The organism is Streptomyces sp. GDS52, assembly GCF_052246875.1.
Lineage (GTDB): Bacteria > Actinomycetota > Actinomycetes > Streptomycetales > Streptomycetaceae > Streptomyces > Streptomyces cathayae.
Genome location: NZ_CM125966.1, coordinates 1,950,597 through 1,965,236, shown reverse-complemented (window position 1 = coordinate 1,965,236; position 14,640 = coordinate 1,950,597). Strand labels below are relative to the sequence as shown.

Sequence of the window (14,640 nt, the reverse complement as noted above, 5' to 3'; positions counted from 1 at the left end):
CAACCGCCGGGTTGTCCACCAAGATCCACTTCGGGCGGCCGACTGCGTGACGGTTGGCGCCGGAGGTGGTGCCGACATGAACACCCAGCAGGCACGCAGCGCACTCGGCAGGTACGGCGAGGCGCTGGCCGCGCGGCGGCTGGCGCAGGCCGGAATGACGGTTTTGGAACGCAACTGGCGCTGCGGCAGAACCGGCGAGATCGACATCGTGGCCAGGGACGGAGACGTCCTCGTCGTCTGCGAGGTGAAGACCCGCAGGGCCGTGTCCTTCCAGCACCCCATGGCGGCCGTCGACGCCGCCAAGGCGAGCCGCCTGCGGGACCTGGCACAGCGCTGGCTCCAGGTACACGGGGGAGCACCGCCCGGTGGCGTCCGCATCGACCTGATCGGCGTCCTGCTGCCGGAGCGGGGCGCGCCCCGGGTCGAGCACGTCCGGGGGGTGGCCTGAGATGGGGTTCGCCCGTACCTGCTCGGTGGCGCTGGTGGGCGTCGAGGGCGTGGTCGTGGAGGTCCAGGCCGACCTGGAACCGGGAGTGGCGGCGTTCACCCTGGTGGGGCTGCCGGACAAGAGCCTGACGGAGAGCCGGGACCGGGTCAGGGCCGCCGTGGTCAACTCCGGTGCGGAGTGGCCGCAGAAGAAGCTCACCGTGGGGCTCAGCCCGGCATCGGTGCCGAAGGCCGGCAGCGGCTTCGACCTGGCCGTCGCCAGCGCCGTCCTGGGCGCCGCCGAGCGGATCGATCCGCGGGTGCTCGCCGACCTTGTGATGGTCGGTGAGCTGGGACTGGACGGCAGGGTGCGACCGGTCCGGGGCACGCTGCCCGCGGTCATCGCGGCGGCCGACGCGGGGTACGAGCAGGTGGTGGTGCCCGAGTGCGCCGCCGCCGAGGCCTCGCTGGTGCCGGGCGTGTCGGTCCTGGGCGTCCGCAGCCTGCGCCAGCTGATCGCCCTCCTCACCGACGAACCCGTGCCCGAGGAGGAACAGGGCGGCCAGGGGCGGCCCGATCCGCTCCTGGCAGGGCTGCGGGTCCCCGGCACCGGCGCGGCCACCGGCATGCACAGCGTCGGCGCGGCCCACTACGGCCCCGGCTGCGACCTCGCCGACCTCGCCGACGTCGTCGGCCAGCTTCCGGCGCGGACCGGGGTGGAGGTGGCGGCGGCCGGCGGGCACCACCTTTTCTTGGAAGGACCACCGGGCGCGGGCAAAACGATGCTTGCGGAGCGGCTGCCCTCGCTCCTGCCCCCGCTCGGCCGGCAGGAGTCGCTGGAGGTCACGGCGGTGCACTCGGTGGCCGGCCTGCTGCCCCCGGGCAAGCCCCTGATCGACACCGCTCCCTACTGCGCCCCGCACCACTCGGCCACGATGCAGGCGCTCGTCGGCGGCGGCCCCGGAACCGCCCGGCCCGGAGCGGTGTCCCTCGCGCACCGGGGCGTGCTCTTTCTGGACGAGACCCCCGAGTTCGGCGGCCGTGCCCTGGACGCCCTGCGCCAGCCGCTGGAGGCCGGGCACGTGGTCATCGCGCGCAGTTCCGGCGTGGTGCGCTTCCCGGCGAGGTTCCTGATGGTGCTCGCCGCCAACCCCTGCCCCTGCGGCCGCTTCTCGACGAAGGAGGCCCTGTGCGAGTGTCCGCCCTCGTTGATCCGCCGCTACCAGGCCCGGCTGTCCGGCCCGCTGCTCGACCGGGTCGACCTGCGGGTCGAGGCCGAGCGCGTCACACGTGCCGAACTGACCGCCGACGGAGCCCGCGGTGAATCCACCGCCACGGTCGCCGACCGGGTGCGCGCGGCCCGCGAACGCGCCGCCGCGCGGCTCACCGGCACCCCGTGGCGCACCAACGGCGACGTCCCCGGACGGGAGCTGCGCCGCCGCTGGCACGCGGCACCCGGCGCGCTGGAGGACGCCGAGCGGAGCCTGGAGCGCGGTGTGCTCAGTGCCCGCGGGCTCGACCGGGTGCTGCGGGTCGCCTGGACCGTCGCCGACCTGGTCGGCCACGACCGGCCCGACGCCAGGGACGTCGCCCTCGCGCTGCAACTGCGCACCGGCGTCCCCCGCGGCGTGCCGATGGCCATCGGAGCGCTGACATGAGCCGCGCCGGCGAGCCCGCGGACGGGCGGCCCGGCCGTGAACCGGCCGGCGGCCGCGGTGACGAGTTCCTCGCCCGGATCTTCCTCACCCGCGTCCTGGAACCCGGCGACGAGACCGGTGGGCGGTGGGTGCGGGAACTGGGCGCACGGCAAGTGGTGTCACGGCTGCAGGACGGAGCCGAGCCGCTGCCGGGGGTGAGCGGCCGGCGGTGGGCCGGACTGCTGGCGCGGGCCGAGCGGGCCGTACCGGACCGGGATCTCGCCGTCGCGCGGGACGCCGGGGCGCGGTTCGTGTGCCCCGGGACGGCCGAGTGGCCCCGGCAGCTCGACGACCTGGGGGACGGCCGGCCCCTCGGGCTGTGGGTGCGCGGCCCCGCCGACCTGCGGATGTGGGCGCTGCGCTCGGTCGCCGTAGTCGGTGCCCGCGCCTGCACCGACTACGGGGCCCACATGGCCGCCACCCTCTCCGCCGAACTCGCCGAACGCGGCTGGGTCGTGGTCTCCGGCGGCGCCTACGGGGTCGACGGCGCCGCCCACCGCGGTGCGCTCGGCTCGGGCGGCGCCACCGTCGCCGTCCTCGCCTGCGGGGTCGACCGGCCCTACCCGCGCGGACACACCGGACTGATCACCAGGATCGCGGAACAGGGGCTGGTGATCGGCGAGCTGCCGCCCGGTGATCACCCGACGGCGAGCAGATTCATCCTCCGCAACCGGGTCATCGCCGCGCTCACCCGGGGCACCGTGGTCGTCGAGGCCGCCCACCGCAGCGGCTCCCTGGTGACCGCCAGGGCGGCCCGGCGCCTGGGACGCCACACGATGGGGGTGCCCGGGCCGGCCACCAGCGGGCGCTCCGCCGGGGTGCACGAACTGCTGCGGCAGGAGGCGGTGCTGGTCACCGACGCCGCGGAGGTCATCGAACTGGTCGGAGACATGGGCGAACTGGCACCGGACCGGCGCGGCCCGGTACTGCCCCGCGACCTGCTGGATCCGGCCGCCCGCCAGGTCCTCGACGCGCTGCCGGCGCGGGCGGCGGCCGGCGTGGACGGCATCGCGTGCGGCGCGCGCACCACCCGCGACGACGCGATCGCGAGACTGTACGAACTGCGAGCACTTGGATACGTCGAACGACACGGCGACGACTGGAAGTTGACACGCCAGGCGGTGATTCCGGTCGGGGGTGGCTCCGATGACCACTGACGGAGTGTGTTCGGCCGTCCGGGGGAACGTCCACGCACCTTGGAAAATACGTCAGTTGGGACACCCGGGTGAACACGCAGAGCGACGAGTACGACCCGGCGGGGCCTGGGTCGGGGCACCTCCACGCGCGCCCCGACCTCACTTCTTCGCGCACCGCGACCCCTCAGTCACGCTACGCTCACAGGCGTCCCGATACGGAAAGACAGCACGGAAGGGCACCACGGCAGGCGATCCGGGCAGGCACAGACGGGCGGCTCGGCATCGGACGGACAGCTCACGCAGGCGGCAACGGTCCGCCGCAGAACGGCACAAGGCGACGAATGCCCCAGCACACCTCCGGGTCCGACCGGGCGGCGATCCCCCCAGCCGCCCGTGACGGTGGCAGCGTGCGGCCGCCCGCTCCCTCGACGCTCGACGAGCTGTGGCGGTCGTACAAGGCGACGGGGGACGAGCGGCTGCGGGAACAGCTGATCCTGCACTACTCGCCGTTGGTGAAGTACGTCGCGGGCCGGGTCAGCGTGGGGCTGCCGCCCAATGTGGATCAGGCGGACTTCGTCTCCTCCGGGGTGTTCGGGCTGATCGACGCGATCGAGAAGTTCGACGTCGACCGGGAGATCAAGTTCGAGACCTACGCGATCACCCGCATCAGGGGCGCGATGATCGACGAGCTGCGGGCCCTGGACTGGATTCCGCGCTCGGTGCGGCAGAAGGCACGCAACGTCGAGCGGGCGTACGCGACGCTGGAGGCCCGGCTCAGGCGTACGCCGACGGAGAGCGAGGTCGCCGGCGAGATGGGGATCGCCGTGGAGGAACTGCACGCGGTTTTCAGCCAGCTGTCCCTCGCGAACGTCGTCGCCCTGGAGGAGCTGCTGCACGCCGGAGGCGACAGCGGCGACCGGCTCAGCCTGATGGACACCCTGGAGGACACCGCCGCCGACAACCCGGTGGAGGTGGCCGAGGACCGGGAGCTGCGACGGTTCCTCGCGCGGGCGATCAACACGCTTCCCGAACGCGAGAAGACCGTGGTCACGCTGTACTACTACGAAGGGCTCACCCTGGCCGAGATCGGCCATGTGCTGGGGGTCACGGAGAGCAGGGTCAGCCAGATCCACACCAAGTCCGTACTCCAGCTGAGGGCGAAGCTGGCGAGCTTCGGCGGTTGAGCCGACCGCCCGGCGGGTTGCGGGTGCACCCGCGCCACCTGCGGTTTCGGCCCGAGGGCTCCCCCCTCGCGCGGGGCGTCCGTAAAGTGGTGGGCGTGCCAAGGATTCGAGCGGCCTCCGTGGCCGAGCACCGGTCGATGCAGCGAGCCGCCCTGCTGGACGCGGCACGCTCCCTGCTGTCCGAGGGCGGTACGGAGGCGCTGACCTTCCCCGCCCTCGCCGAGCGCACCGGCCTGGCGCGCTCGTCCGTGTACGAGTACTTCCGCTCCCGGGCGGCCGTGGTCGAGGAGTTGTGCGAGGTCGACTTCCCGGTCTGGGCGGCCGAGGTCGAGTTCGCGATGGCCGCGGCCGACGGCGCCGAGGCCAAGATCGAGGCGTACGTCCGCAAGCAGCTGGCACTGGTGGGGGACCGGCGTCACCGTGCGGTGGTGGCCATCTCCGCGAGTGAACTCGACGCGGGCGCCCGGGAGAAGATCCGCGCGGCGCACGGCGGACTCGTCGCGATGATCGTCGAGGCGCTGGGCGAACTGGGCCACGAACAGCCCCGGCTCGCGGCGATGCTGCTCCAGGGCGTGGTCGACGCCGCCGTGCGCCGGATCGAACTGGGCGCAGCGGAGAACCCGGAGACGATCACAGAGGCGGCGGTCGCCATGACCCTCCGGGGCGTCCGGCCCTGACCAGTGCGGCCCTGACCAGCCCGGCTCCGGCCCCTCCGGCCCCGGCCCCCGCTCTCCGGTGTCCCGGTCACTCCGGCAGCGGTACGCCGAGCACCGGGAGGAGTCTTGAGGGGCCGCCGAGCAGGTGGGGAGGGAGCAGGTCGAGCGGGTTGAGGTAGAGGTCCGCCCTCAGCAGGCCCCAGTGCAGGCAGGGGGCCGTGCAGTGGGAGCCCGTGGCCGCCACCGTGCCGATCACCTCGCCCGGCGCCACCTCGGTTCCTTCCTCCACCGATGGCAGGACCGGCTCGTAGGTCGTACGCAGAGGCGGGGCGCCCGTGCCGGACAGCTCCACCGAGACGACGCCCCGGCCGGCCACCCGGCCGGCGTAGGAGACCCGGCCCGCCGCCACCGCCCGCACCGGTGTCCCCGGAGCCGCAGCCAGGTCCACACCGCGGTGTCCGCGCCCGTACCTGGTCTCCGGTGGTTCCCAGCCGCGCAGCACCCGTGGTCGTACCCCCACGGGCCAGACCCGCCCGACGGCCGGCACTCCGGGCCCGGGGGCCGCCGCACCGGAACCGGCACCGGAACCGGTACCGGCGGTGTCAGTGGTACCGGTGGTACGGCCGGCACCAGAGGCATCGGCGTCGGCATCCGGCGGAGCCGTGTCACCCGTCCGAGCCACGAGCGACGGAAGCGAAGGCGGCGGTGGTGACAGCAGCACCGTAGGCGTCAGGACCAGCAGGACGGCCAGGCGCGCACACGTCCCCGGAAAACGGCTCACTCGCATGCGGGGAGCCTCCCCGAGATCCGTGATCACCGCCGGGACCTGTGGATCACCGGCCGGTTGTGGACAACGACGTCACCCGGTGCCCTGCGGGTCCCGTACACTTCTGGGTGGCGATCCGGGTCACCGGGTCGACTTCGCACGCCCCGACATCAGGTCCGGTCACGACCGCACGGTCGAGATCGCTCCGGGTGTCAGCGCCCCTCGGTCCTCTGTGGCAACGGCGCGTCGTGGGCGTCAGGCGCGGGAACCGCCGGTCCCCGCGGCACAACCGAGAAACACAAGGAGATACGGCCATGGCCGTCGTCACGATGCGGGAGCTGCTGGAGAGCGGCGTCCACTTCGGTCACCAGACCCGCCGTTGGAACCCGAAGATGAAGCGCTTCATCTTCACCGAGCGCAACGGCATCTACATCATCGACCTGCTCCAGTCGCTGTCGTACATCGACCGCGCCTACGAGTTCGTCAAGGAGACCGTCGCCCACGGCGGCACGGTCATGTTCGTCGGTACGAAGAAGCAGGCGCAGGAGGCCATCGCGGAGCAGGCCACCCGCGTCGGCATGCCCTACGTCAACCAGCGCTGGCTGGGCGGCATGCTCACCAACTTCTCGACCGTCTACAAGCGTCTGCAGCGCCTCAAGGAACTCGAGCAGATCGACTTCGAGGACGTGGCCGCCTCCGGCCTCACCAAGAAGGAGCTGCTGGTCCTCTCCCGCGAGAAGGCCAAGCTGGAGAAGACCCTCGGCGGTATCCGCGAGATGCAGAAGGTGCCCAGCGCCGTCTGGATCGTGGACACCAAGAAGGAGCACATCGCGGTCGGCGAGGCCCGGAAGCTCAACATTCCGGTCGTCGCCATCCTCGACACCAACTGCGACCCCGACGAGGTCGACTACAAGATCCCGGGCAACGACGACGCGATCCGCTCCGTCACCCTGCTCACCCGCGTGATCGCCGACGCCGTGGCCGAGGGCCTCATCTCCCGCTCCGGTGTCGCGACCGAGGGCAAGGGTGAGAAGGCCGCCGGCGAGCCCCTCGCCGCGTGGGAGCGCGACCTGCTCGAGGGTGAGAAGAAGGCCGACGAGACCCCGGCCGCCGCCGAGGCCGAGAAGCCGGCCGAGGCTGCCGAGGCCCCCGCGGCTGAGGCTCCCGCCGCCGAGGCCCCCGCTGCCGAGGCCCCCGCGGCTGAGGCTCCTGCTGCCGAGGCCCCCGCGGCCGACGCCGCCCCGGTCGCCGAGGCCGACCAGGCCTGACCGGCCCGTCCGTGCGGATACGGCGGGAGCGGGCCATCTGAAGTCCGCTCCCGCCGTACACCCGTAGGTCAGCGCTGAGTCCGCGATCTGCGTCCACCCGTAGATCGCGGACCCGCGGATCTCCGAACCTCCAGACTTCGAGAAAGACTCACAGACTCATGGCGAACTACACCGCCGCCGACGTCAAGAAGCTCCGGGAGCTCACCGGCGCCGGCATGATGGACTGCAAGAAGGCGCTGGACGAGGCCGAGGGCAACGTCGAGAAGGCCGTCGAGGCCCTCCGTATCAAGGGCCAGAAGGGCGTCGCCAAGCGCGAGGGCCGCTCCGCCGAGAACGGCGCCGTGGTCTCGATCATCGCCGACGACAACTCCTCCGGCGTCCTCGTCGAGCTGAAGTGCGAGACGGACTTCGTCGCCAAGGGCGAGAAGTTCCAGGGCGTGGCCACCACCATCGTCGAGCACGTCGCCAAGACCTCCCCGGCCGACATCGAGGCCCTGCTCGCCTCCGAGATCGAGGCCGGCAAGACCGTCCAGGCGTTCGTGGACGAGGCCAACGCCAACCTGGGCGAGAAGATCGTCCTGGACCGCTTCGCCCTGTTCGCCGACGGCTACGTGGCGGCGTACATGCACCGCACGATGCCCGACCTGCCCCCGCAGATCGGTGTCCTCGTCGAGTTCGACAAGCAGACCGACGAGATCGCCGCGGTCGCCAAGGGCGTCGCCCAGCACATCGCCGCGTTCGCGCCGCAGTACCTCTCCAAGGAGGACGTGCCGGCCGAGGTCATCGCGACCGAGCGCCGTGTCGCCGAGGAGACCACCCGCGCCGAGGGCAAGCCCGAGGCCGCCCTGCCGAAGATCGTCGAGGGTCGCCTCAACGGCTTCTTCAAGGACGCCACGCTGCTCGGCCAGCCCTACGCGCTGGACAACAAGAAGTCCGTCCAGCAGGTTCTGGACGAGGCCGGTGTCACCCTGAAGCGCTTCACGCGCATCAAGGTCGGCGTCTGAGTCCGTACCGCGACGGGCGCGCGACCCCGATAGGGTCGTCAGCAGTCGTCCGGACACGCCGTCACGCACGTGCGCGTGCCGGGTGACAGCAGATCTGACGAGGAGGCCATTGCCGCATGGGATGCGAAGCACACCCCGCCGGCAGTGGCCTCCTTCGTATGTGCAACAGGTGAAAGAGGCGGGATCCCCATGACCACCAGGGCCGAGAAGAGCGACGACGGCAAAGTACGCGGCCGGTTTCTGCTGAAGCTGTCCGGAGAGGCATTCTCCGGTGGCGGCGGCCTTGGCGTCGATCCCGACGTGGTGCACGCCGTGGCACGCGAAATCGCGGCGGTCGTCCGGGACGGCGCGCAGATCGCCGCCGTCATCGGCGGCGGCAACTTCTTCCGCGGCGCGGAACTGCAGCAGCGCGGCATGGACCGGGCCCGCTCCGACTACATGGGCATGCTGGGCACCGTGATGAACTGCCTGGCGCTCCAGGACTTCCTGGAGAAGGAGGGCGTGGACTGCAGGGTGCAGACCGCCATCACCATGGGCCAGGTCGCGGAACCCTACATCCCCCTGCGAGCCGTACGGCACCTGGAGAAGGGCCGCGTGGTCATCTTCGGCGCCGGTATGGGCATGCCGTACTTCTCCACCGACACCACCGCCGCCCAGCGCGCCCTGGAGATCGACGCCGAGGCGCTGCTGATGGGCAAGAACGGCGTGGACGGGGTCTACGACTCCGACCCGAAGACCAACCCCGACGCGGTGAAGTTCGACCACCTCGGGTACGGGGAGGTCATCACGCGTGACCTGAAGGTCGCCGACGCCACGGCCGTCACCCTGTGCCGCGACAACAAGCTCCCGATCGTCGTCTTCGAGCTGCTGACGGAGGGCAATATCGCGCGCGCCGTCAAGGGTGAGAAGATCGGCACACTTGTGGGTGACCAGACGGACCGGAACTGACCGGACCAGAACCACCCGCCCGCACCAGGACACTCCTGGGGACGGACGGGACGGACCGGGCCGGGGGATGGACAATGTCCCGCCGGTCGGGAACCGTGCAGGAAGAAGACGCGACGCAGCAGGCCGCCGCCCCGCCAGGGAACCGCGGCCGGGCCTACTCAAGACACGCAGGAGCAAGTGGTGATCGAAGAGACCCTCCTCGAGGCCGAGGAGAAAATGGAGAAGGCCGTCGTGGTCGCCAAGGAGGACTTCGCCGCGATCCGCACCGGTCGTGCGCACCCGGCGATGTTCAACAAGATCGTGGCCGACTACTACGGCGCGCTGACGCCGATCAACCAGCTGGCCTCGTTCTCCGTGCCCGAGCCGCGCATGGCCGTGGTGACGCCGTTCGACAAGAGCGCCCTGCGCAACATCGAACAGGCCATCCGCGACTCCGACCTGGGCGTCAACCCGAGCAACGACGGCAACATCATCCGCGTGGTGTTCCCCGAGCTCACCGAGGAGCGCCGCCGCGACTACATCAAGGTGGCCAAGGCCAAGGCCGAGGACGCCAAGGTCTCCATCCGCGCCGTGCGCCGCAAGGCCAAGGACGGCGTCGACAAGATGATCAAGGACGGCGAGGTCGGCGAGGACGAGGGCCGCCGTGCGGAGAAGGAGCTCGACGACACCACCGCGAAGTACGTCGCGCAGGTGGACGAGCTCCTGAAGCACAAGGAAGCGGAACTGCTCGAAGTCTGATGAACGACTCTTCCTGGGGGGCGCCGCCGCAGGCCGGGTACTGGGGGCCGCCCGAGCAGGGGCCCGTCCAGGGAGCTGTCCCGGCGGGTCCCCCGTACGATGCGCACTACGCGCAGCAGACTCGCCCCATGCCCATCGTGCCCGACCTGCCCGAACACGGCGCCGATCAGGACATGGACCGGGAGACCGCTCGGCTGAGCGGCCCTCTGTTCCCAGACGAGACGACGCGGGCGCGCCCCCATCCGGGGGAGATGCCGCAGAATCCGGAGCCCATGCCCGACGCCCCGCAGCCGGCACCCCCGCCGCAGAAGAAGAGCGCGGGACGCGACCTGGGTGCCGCGATAGGGGTCGGTATCGGGCTCGGCGCGCTGATCGCCGTGTCGCTGTTCGTCGTCAAGGCGGCCTTCGTCGGTGTCGTCGCGGCCGCCGTCGTGGTGGGCCTGTGGGAGCTGACCAAGCGGCTGGAGGAACGCAAGGGGATCCTGGCGCCGCTCGTGCCGCTGGCGCTCGGCGGTGCCGCCATGGTCGTCGCCGGGTACGTCCGGGGAGCCGAGGGCGCGTGGGTCGCCATGGCGTTCACCGCGCTGGCGGTGCTGGTCTGGCGGATGACCCAACCGCCCGAGAACTATCTCAGGGACGTCACGGCGGGGGTCTTCGCCGCGTTCTACGTGCCGTTCCTGGCGACCTTCGTCACGATGATGCTGGCCGCGGACGACGGGCACTGGCGGGTCCTGGTGTTCCTGCTGCTCACGGTCATCAGTGACACCGGTGCGTACGCCGTCGGCTGGCGCTTCGGCACGCACAAGCTCGCCCCGCGCATCAGCCCCGGCAAGACCCGTGAGGGCCTGCTGGGCGCGGTCGGGTTCGCGATGGCGGCGGGCGCGCTGTGCATGCAGTTCCTGATCGACGACGGCACCTGGTGGCAGGGGCTGCTGCTCGGCCTCGCGGTCGCCGTCAGCGCCACCCTCGGCGACCTGGGCGAGTCCATGATCAAGCGGGACCTGGGCATCAAGGACATGGGCACCCTGCTCCCCGGCCACGGCGGCATCATGGACCGCCTGGACTCCCTGCTGCCCACGGCCCCGGTGGTGTGGCTGCTGCTGGTCCTGTTCGTCGGCAGCTGACCCCGCCGATCCCGGCCCTCGTCGAGCCCCCGCGTCCCGCCGGACACGGGGGCTCGACCCGTGTCGAAGGAAGGGCCCGGCTGCCTACGGGCTCCTGAGCCGTGGCTCTGGCCCGGGAGAGGGCTGCCCTGAGGGCTTCCGGGTGCCCTCGGACGCCTCGCGCGGCCACCCGGTTGGCTCTGCGGCACCGGTACCGCCATGCCTGAGCCCGGAGAGCCGGCAGATGATGCCTCCGGCGGGGGATCGGCCGGCACCGGGATGGAGGGGGCACCGTCGCCGACTGCGGGCCTGTAGTGGAAGCGGGATGCTCCCCTCCCGTCCGCCGTCCCCCCCAGGCAGAGCCGAGCAGACGCGGTCCAGGGGCGTCGAGGTCGTTCGTACGGTGGTGCGCTCCACCTGGACGCCAGGAACCACGCCCGTTCCACGGTGTGTGGGTCGACGGCGGAGGGGAGGGGAGCCGGGGTGAGTGGTGGGCGGGGGAAGGGGTTCGGCTGTGCCTTCTATGCTTCGAGGCCGGGGGTGTCATGACCCATCGGGACTGGTACGACGACAGCGACTACGAGGACGCAGTCGAGCAGGCCGAGCGGATGGCCCGGATCGGTTGGAGAGTGATCGCAGGTATGGCGGGGCTGCTGGGTATCGCCGTGATGGCCGCCGTTGTCGTCTGCCTGGTTGTCGTCATCGGCATGGCCTACGCCGTGGTTGCCTTGCCATAGCAACGTCGTTGGATCTGGCAAGGGCGTCCCGATGCTCTGACATCGACGTCTGACACCGACAGGTGCGAACAGAGGCGGTCGATGCCGGAGCCCAGTGGACGACGAGTCCAGGCGTAGGCCGGAGCAACCAGGATCGCCGGCTTCCCGTGATCGACCTGACAAGGATGCGGCTCGAACCTGTCCCGGGTGGTCGCCGCCCTCACCCGATGGGCGGCGACCCACCGGCTTGACTCGGCCCTTGAGACTCCGCCGACCTCAGGGTGCCATCTGGACGGGAGTCTGCGGCCACTCGCGATCCGACCTGGCGGTCCGGGAAGGCAGCCACGCCGCGCAGGACGGTTCCGATCAAGAAGAGGACGATCCCCACCAGGAGCAGTTCCAGCGAGACGCCTCCCCACAGCGAGCCACCGTCCGACGCCATGAGGAAGAACACGCAGACACAGAAGAAGCCACTTCCCGAAAGGATGTGGCCGAGCCCGTGGGCTCCGGGGCGCAGGACCCGGCCTCGCTCCCATGGGTGGATCCAGCCGGTGGCGAGCCCCGCCACGCCACATCCCACCACGCCCAGAGCGCTGGCCGTCAACGCCAACAGGACCACGTAGCTCATCGCCCCTCCCGGCGGCATCGGGGCACACGAACATCGCCTCCGGTGACCTCATCGCCCAGGAAAGCGCCGACGGGGGCTCATTCAGGCCCAGGGGCGGCTCCGGATCGCCACAAGCGTGGGAGGTGGGCACCGTGCCCCTTGCGTGCCCGACCGAGCGGCGACCGGCGGGGAACACCGGCGACCGGCGGGGAACACCGGGGAACGGCGGTGAGCATCCCAGGGACGCGCAGGTCACCGTCTCTCCAGGTCAACGCCAACCCGCGTACGCGATCTTCCCAACTAGTCTCCGATGCTTCCCGAAGCTCTTGGTTCCGGGCGCAAGCTCCGCACGAAGAGCGGCACCGACAACAGGAGCAGGGCTCCTTCGACGGCCAGGCTGACCAGCCCGAGCGGCTCTGTCCAATCGCCGATGTCATCGCTGTAGTCGGGCAGTCCTGGCCCTCTGGAGAGGATGTAACCCACCAGGGGGCCGAGGGCGACCCCGACCGCCAGCAGCCATCCCAGTCGTACGAGGCCGAGGAGAAGCAGTACCGCCGCGACCACAGCCGCGATCTCCAGGACGTGGTAGGCGATGCCTATGTAGGAGGGGTCCCTCGTTGCCGTGATGCCGCCTTGGTCCACCACGTGGATACCGGCCACCACAAGGCACAGCAGAGATCCCGCCCACCGGGCCACCCAGGTGGCTTCCGGCACCACGGCAGTGCGGTGTGACATGCGAGGGCACCTTCTCCTTCATTCAGGGCCGGGGAACCTGTCGCGCCACAGTCACCTCTGGCTGGCTCTCGAACAGGCGACGGGACGGCCCCGTGCCACTCCCAGCCTCAGCGGGCAACCGTTCGCTGTCGATCCCCGCAGTGCAGACGAGTGATGCAGGCTGCCGTCGGTCAACCGGCCGGTCCCTCGTGATCAGCTCTGGGCCGTCTCTGGGCCGTCCGAGGCCGCTCAGTGACGACCGGTGACGACTCCTCACGACAGTCGTCGCGAGCGACAGTCCCAGGTCACCCGATTGGATCTGCGACACTGGTACCGCCATGCCTAAGCCCGGAGAACTCACCTTTGTCGCGCCGCGCGGAGCCAAGAAGCCGCCGCGGCACCTTGCCGACCTCACACCGGCCGAGCGCAAGGAGGCGGTCGCAGCGGCCGGTGAGAAGCCGTTCCGCGCCAAGCAGCTCTCACAGCACTACTTCGCCCGGTACGCGCACGACCCGGAGCAGTGGACCGACATCCCCGCCGGTTCCCGCGCCAAGCTCCAGGAGGCGCTGCTTCCCGAGCTGATGACGGTGGTCCGGCATCTGTCGACCGACCAGGGCACCACCCGCAAGACGCTGTGGAGGCTGTTCGACGGAACCCTCGTCGAGTCGGTGCTCATGCGGTACCCGGACCGGGTGACGATGTGCATCAGCTCGCAGGCCGGCTGCGGCATGAACTGCCCCTTCTGCGCGACCGGGCAGGCCGGGCTCGACCGGAACCTGTCCACGGCGGAGATCGTGCACCAGATCGTGGACGGCATGCGGGCGCTGCGGGACGGCGAGGTTCCCGGAGGGCCCGCCCGGCTGAGCAACATCGTCTTCATGGGGATGGGCGAGCCGCTCGCCAACTACAACCGGGTGGTGGGTTCGATCCGCCGCCTGACCGACCCGGAGCCCGACGGGCTCGGGCTGTCGCAGCGCGGGATCACCGTCTCGACCGTCGGGCTGGTGCCGGCGATCCACCGGTTCTCCGACGAGGGCTTCAAGTGCCGCCTCGCCATCTCCCTGCACGCGCCCGACGACGAGCTGCGCGACACCCTCGTCCCCGTGAACACGCGGTGGAAGGTGCGCGAGGTCCTCGACGCCGGTTTCGAGTACGCGGCCAGGTCGGGGCGGCGGCTGTCCATCGAGTACGCGCTGATCCGGGACATCAACGACCAGGCGTGGCGTGGTGACCGGCTCGGGCGGCTGCTGAAGGGCAGGCCCGTGCACGTCAACCTCATCCCGCTCAACCCGACGCCCGGCTCCCGGTGGACCGCCTCGCGGCCCGAGGACGAGAAGGCGTTCGTGGAGGCGATCGCCGCGCACGGTGTGCCGGTGACGGTCCGGGACACCCGTGGACAGGAGATCGACGGGGCCTGTGGCCAGCTCGCCGCGAGCGAGAGGTAGCCTGGCCGCCGTAGAGGACGTTGCAAGGACAACAACTTCATATCCGGTCACCACACACGTTCATATTCCGACAGGGGAGCGCCACAGCGCTGAGAGTGCGGCATCGGCCGCAGACCCTCCGAACCTCGCCCAGGTCATTCTGGGTAGGGAGATCGGTCATCACTCGAGCTGTTGTGCCCTGTCCGGGACACCCGTGAGGGGTCCCGGACAGGGCCGCGTCTCTTCCTGGTCA

At 71.0% G+C, this 14,640-nt stretch carries 15 protein-coding genes; 12 read left to right on the top strand and 3 right to left on the bottom strand.

Annotated elements, in window-relative coordinates; genetic code table 11:
* Positions 1–46 precede the first annotated feature (46 nt).
* From ACTWJ9_RS08750 to ACTWJ9_RS08730, 5 genes are all read left to right on the top strand, one after another.
* Complete coding sequence (locus ACTWJ9_RS08750) at positions 47–448, top strand: YraN family protein (RefSeq protein ID WP_279333619.1); 402 nt, start codon at positions 47–49, stop codon at positions 446–448.
* A gap of 1 nt (position 449) precedes the next feature.
* Entirely contained in the window at positions 450–2,084 is a 1,635-nt protein-coding gene (locus ACTWJ9_RS08745; protein WP_279333618.1) for a YifB family Mg chelatase-like AAA ATPase, read from the top strand.
* Positions 2,081–3,280: a DNA-processing protein DprA gene (dprA, locus tag ACTWJ9_RS08740; protein WP_443295547.1), complete on the top strand. Its 1,200-nt coding sequence runs from the start codon at positions 2,081–2,083 to the stop codon at positions 3,278–3,280. The genes ACTWJ9_RS08745 and dprA overlap by 4 nt, the downstream gene beginning before the upstream one ends.
* Before the next feature lie 320 nt (positions 3,281–3,600).
* Entirely contained in the window at positions 3,601–4,443 is an 843-nt protein-coding gene (gene whiG / locus ACTWJ9_RS08735; protein ID WP_279333615.1) for an RNA polymerase sigma factor WhiG, read from the top strand.
* Positions 4,444–4,562: 119 nt separating this feature from the next.
* Entirely contained in the window at positions 4,563–5,120 is a 558-nt protein-coding gene (locus ACTWJ9_RS08730; RefSeq protein ID WP_279337911.1) for a TetR/AcrR family transcriptional regulator, read from the top strand.
* Between the two features lie 67 nt (positions 5,121–5,187).
* Here the strand turns inward: ACTWJ9_RS08730 and ACTWJ9_RS08725 are convergent, their stop codons facing one another.
* Positions 5,188–5,886, bottom strand: coding sequence for a M23 family metallopeptidase (locus ACTWJ9_RS08725; protein ID WP_423836081.1), 699 nt, complete (start codon positions 5,884–5,886; stop codon positions 5,188–5,190).
* Between the two features lie 293 nt (positions 5,887–6,179).
* Here ACTWJ9_RS08725 and rpsB point away from each other — a divergent pair, with 293 nt between their 5' ends.
* The 6 genes from rpsB (at position 6,180) to ACTWJ9_RS08695 (ending at position 11,663) form a co-directional block, all read left to right on the top strand.
* Positions 6,180–7,133: a 30S ribosomal protein S2 gene (rpsB, locus tag ACTWJ9_RS08720; RefSeq protein ID WP_443295546.1), complete on the top strand. Its 954-nt coding sequence runs from the start codon at positions 6,180–6,182 to the stop codon at positions 7,131–7,133.
* Between the two features lie 158 nt (positions 7,134–7,291).
* A complete protein-coding gene (gene tsf, locus ACTWJ9_RS08715) occupies positions 7,292–8,137 on the top strand; it encodes a translation elongation factor Ts (protein WP_279333610.1) in 846 nt (281 codons plus the stop codon).
* Positions 8,138–8,326: 189 nt separating this feature from the next.
* Positions 8,327–9,085: a UMP kinase gene (pyrH, locus tag ACTWJ9_RS08710; RefSeq protein ID WP_279333607.1), complete on the top strand. Its 759-nt coding sequence runs from the start codon at positions 8,327–8,329 to the stop codon at positions 9,083–9,085.
* Positions 9,086–9,265: 180 nt separating this feature from the next.
* A complete protein-coding gene (gene frr / locus ACTWJ9_RS08705) occupies positions 9,266–9,823 on the top strand; it encodes a ribosome recycling factor (RefSeq protein WP_279333604.1) in 558 nt (185 codons plus the stop codon).
* Positions 9,823–10,947, top strand: a complete 1,125-nt coding sequence (locus tag ACTWJ9_RS08700) for a phosphatidate cytidylyltransferase (RefSeq protein ID WP_443295545.1) — start codon at positions 9,823–9,825, stop codon at positions 10,945–10,947. The genes frr and ACTWJ9_RS08700 overlap by 1 nt, the downstream gene beginning before the upstream one ends.
* Before the next feature lie 524 nt (positions 10,948–11,471).
* Positions 11,472–11,663, top strand: coding sequence for a hypothetical protein (locus ACTWJ9_RS08695; RefSeq protein ID WP_388705868.1), 192 nt, complete (start codon positions 11,472–11,474; stop codon positions 11,661–11,663).
* A 199-nt stretch (positions 11,664–11,862) separates the two neighbouring features.
* On the opposite strand, the gene ACTWJ9_RS08690 is transcribed toward ACTWJ9_RS08695, so the two are convergent.
* Both ACTWJ9_RS08690 and ACTWJ9_RS08685 read right to left on the bottom strand, forming a co-directional pair.
* On the bottom strand, positions 11,863–12,270 hold the full coding sequence (locus tag ACTWJ9_RS08690; protein ID WP_443295544.1) for a hypothetical protein: 408 nt from the start codon (positions 12,268–12,270) through the stop codon (positions 11,863–11,865).
* A 279-nt stretch (positions 12,271–12,549) separates the two neighbouring features.
* Positions 12,550–12,984, bottom strand: coding sequence for a hypothetical protein (locus tag ACTWJ9_RS08685; RefSeq protein ID WP_443295543.1), 435 nt, complete (start codon positions 12,982–12,984; stop codon positions 12,550–12,552).
* A 317-nt stretch (positions 12,985–13,301) separates the two neighbouring features.
* On the opposite strand from ACTWJ9_RS08685, the gene rlmN reads away from it, so the two are divergent.
* Positions 13,302–14,408, top strand: coding sequence for a 23S rRNA (adenine(2503)-C(2))-methyltransferase RlmN (gene rlmN / locus ACTWJ9_RS08680; protein ID WP_279333594.1), 1,107 nt, complete (start codon positions 13,302–13,304; stop codon positions 14,406–14,408).
* Positions 14,409–14,640: the final 232 nt, after the last annotated feature.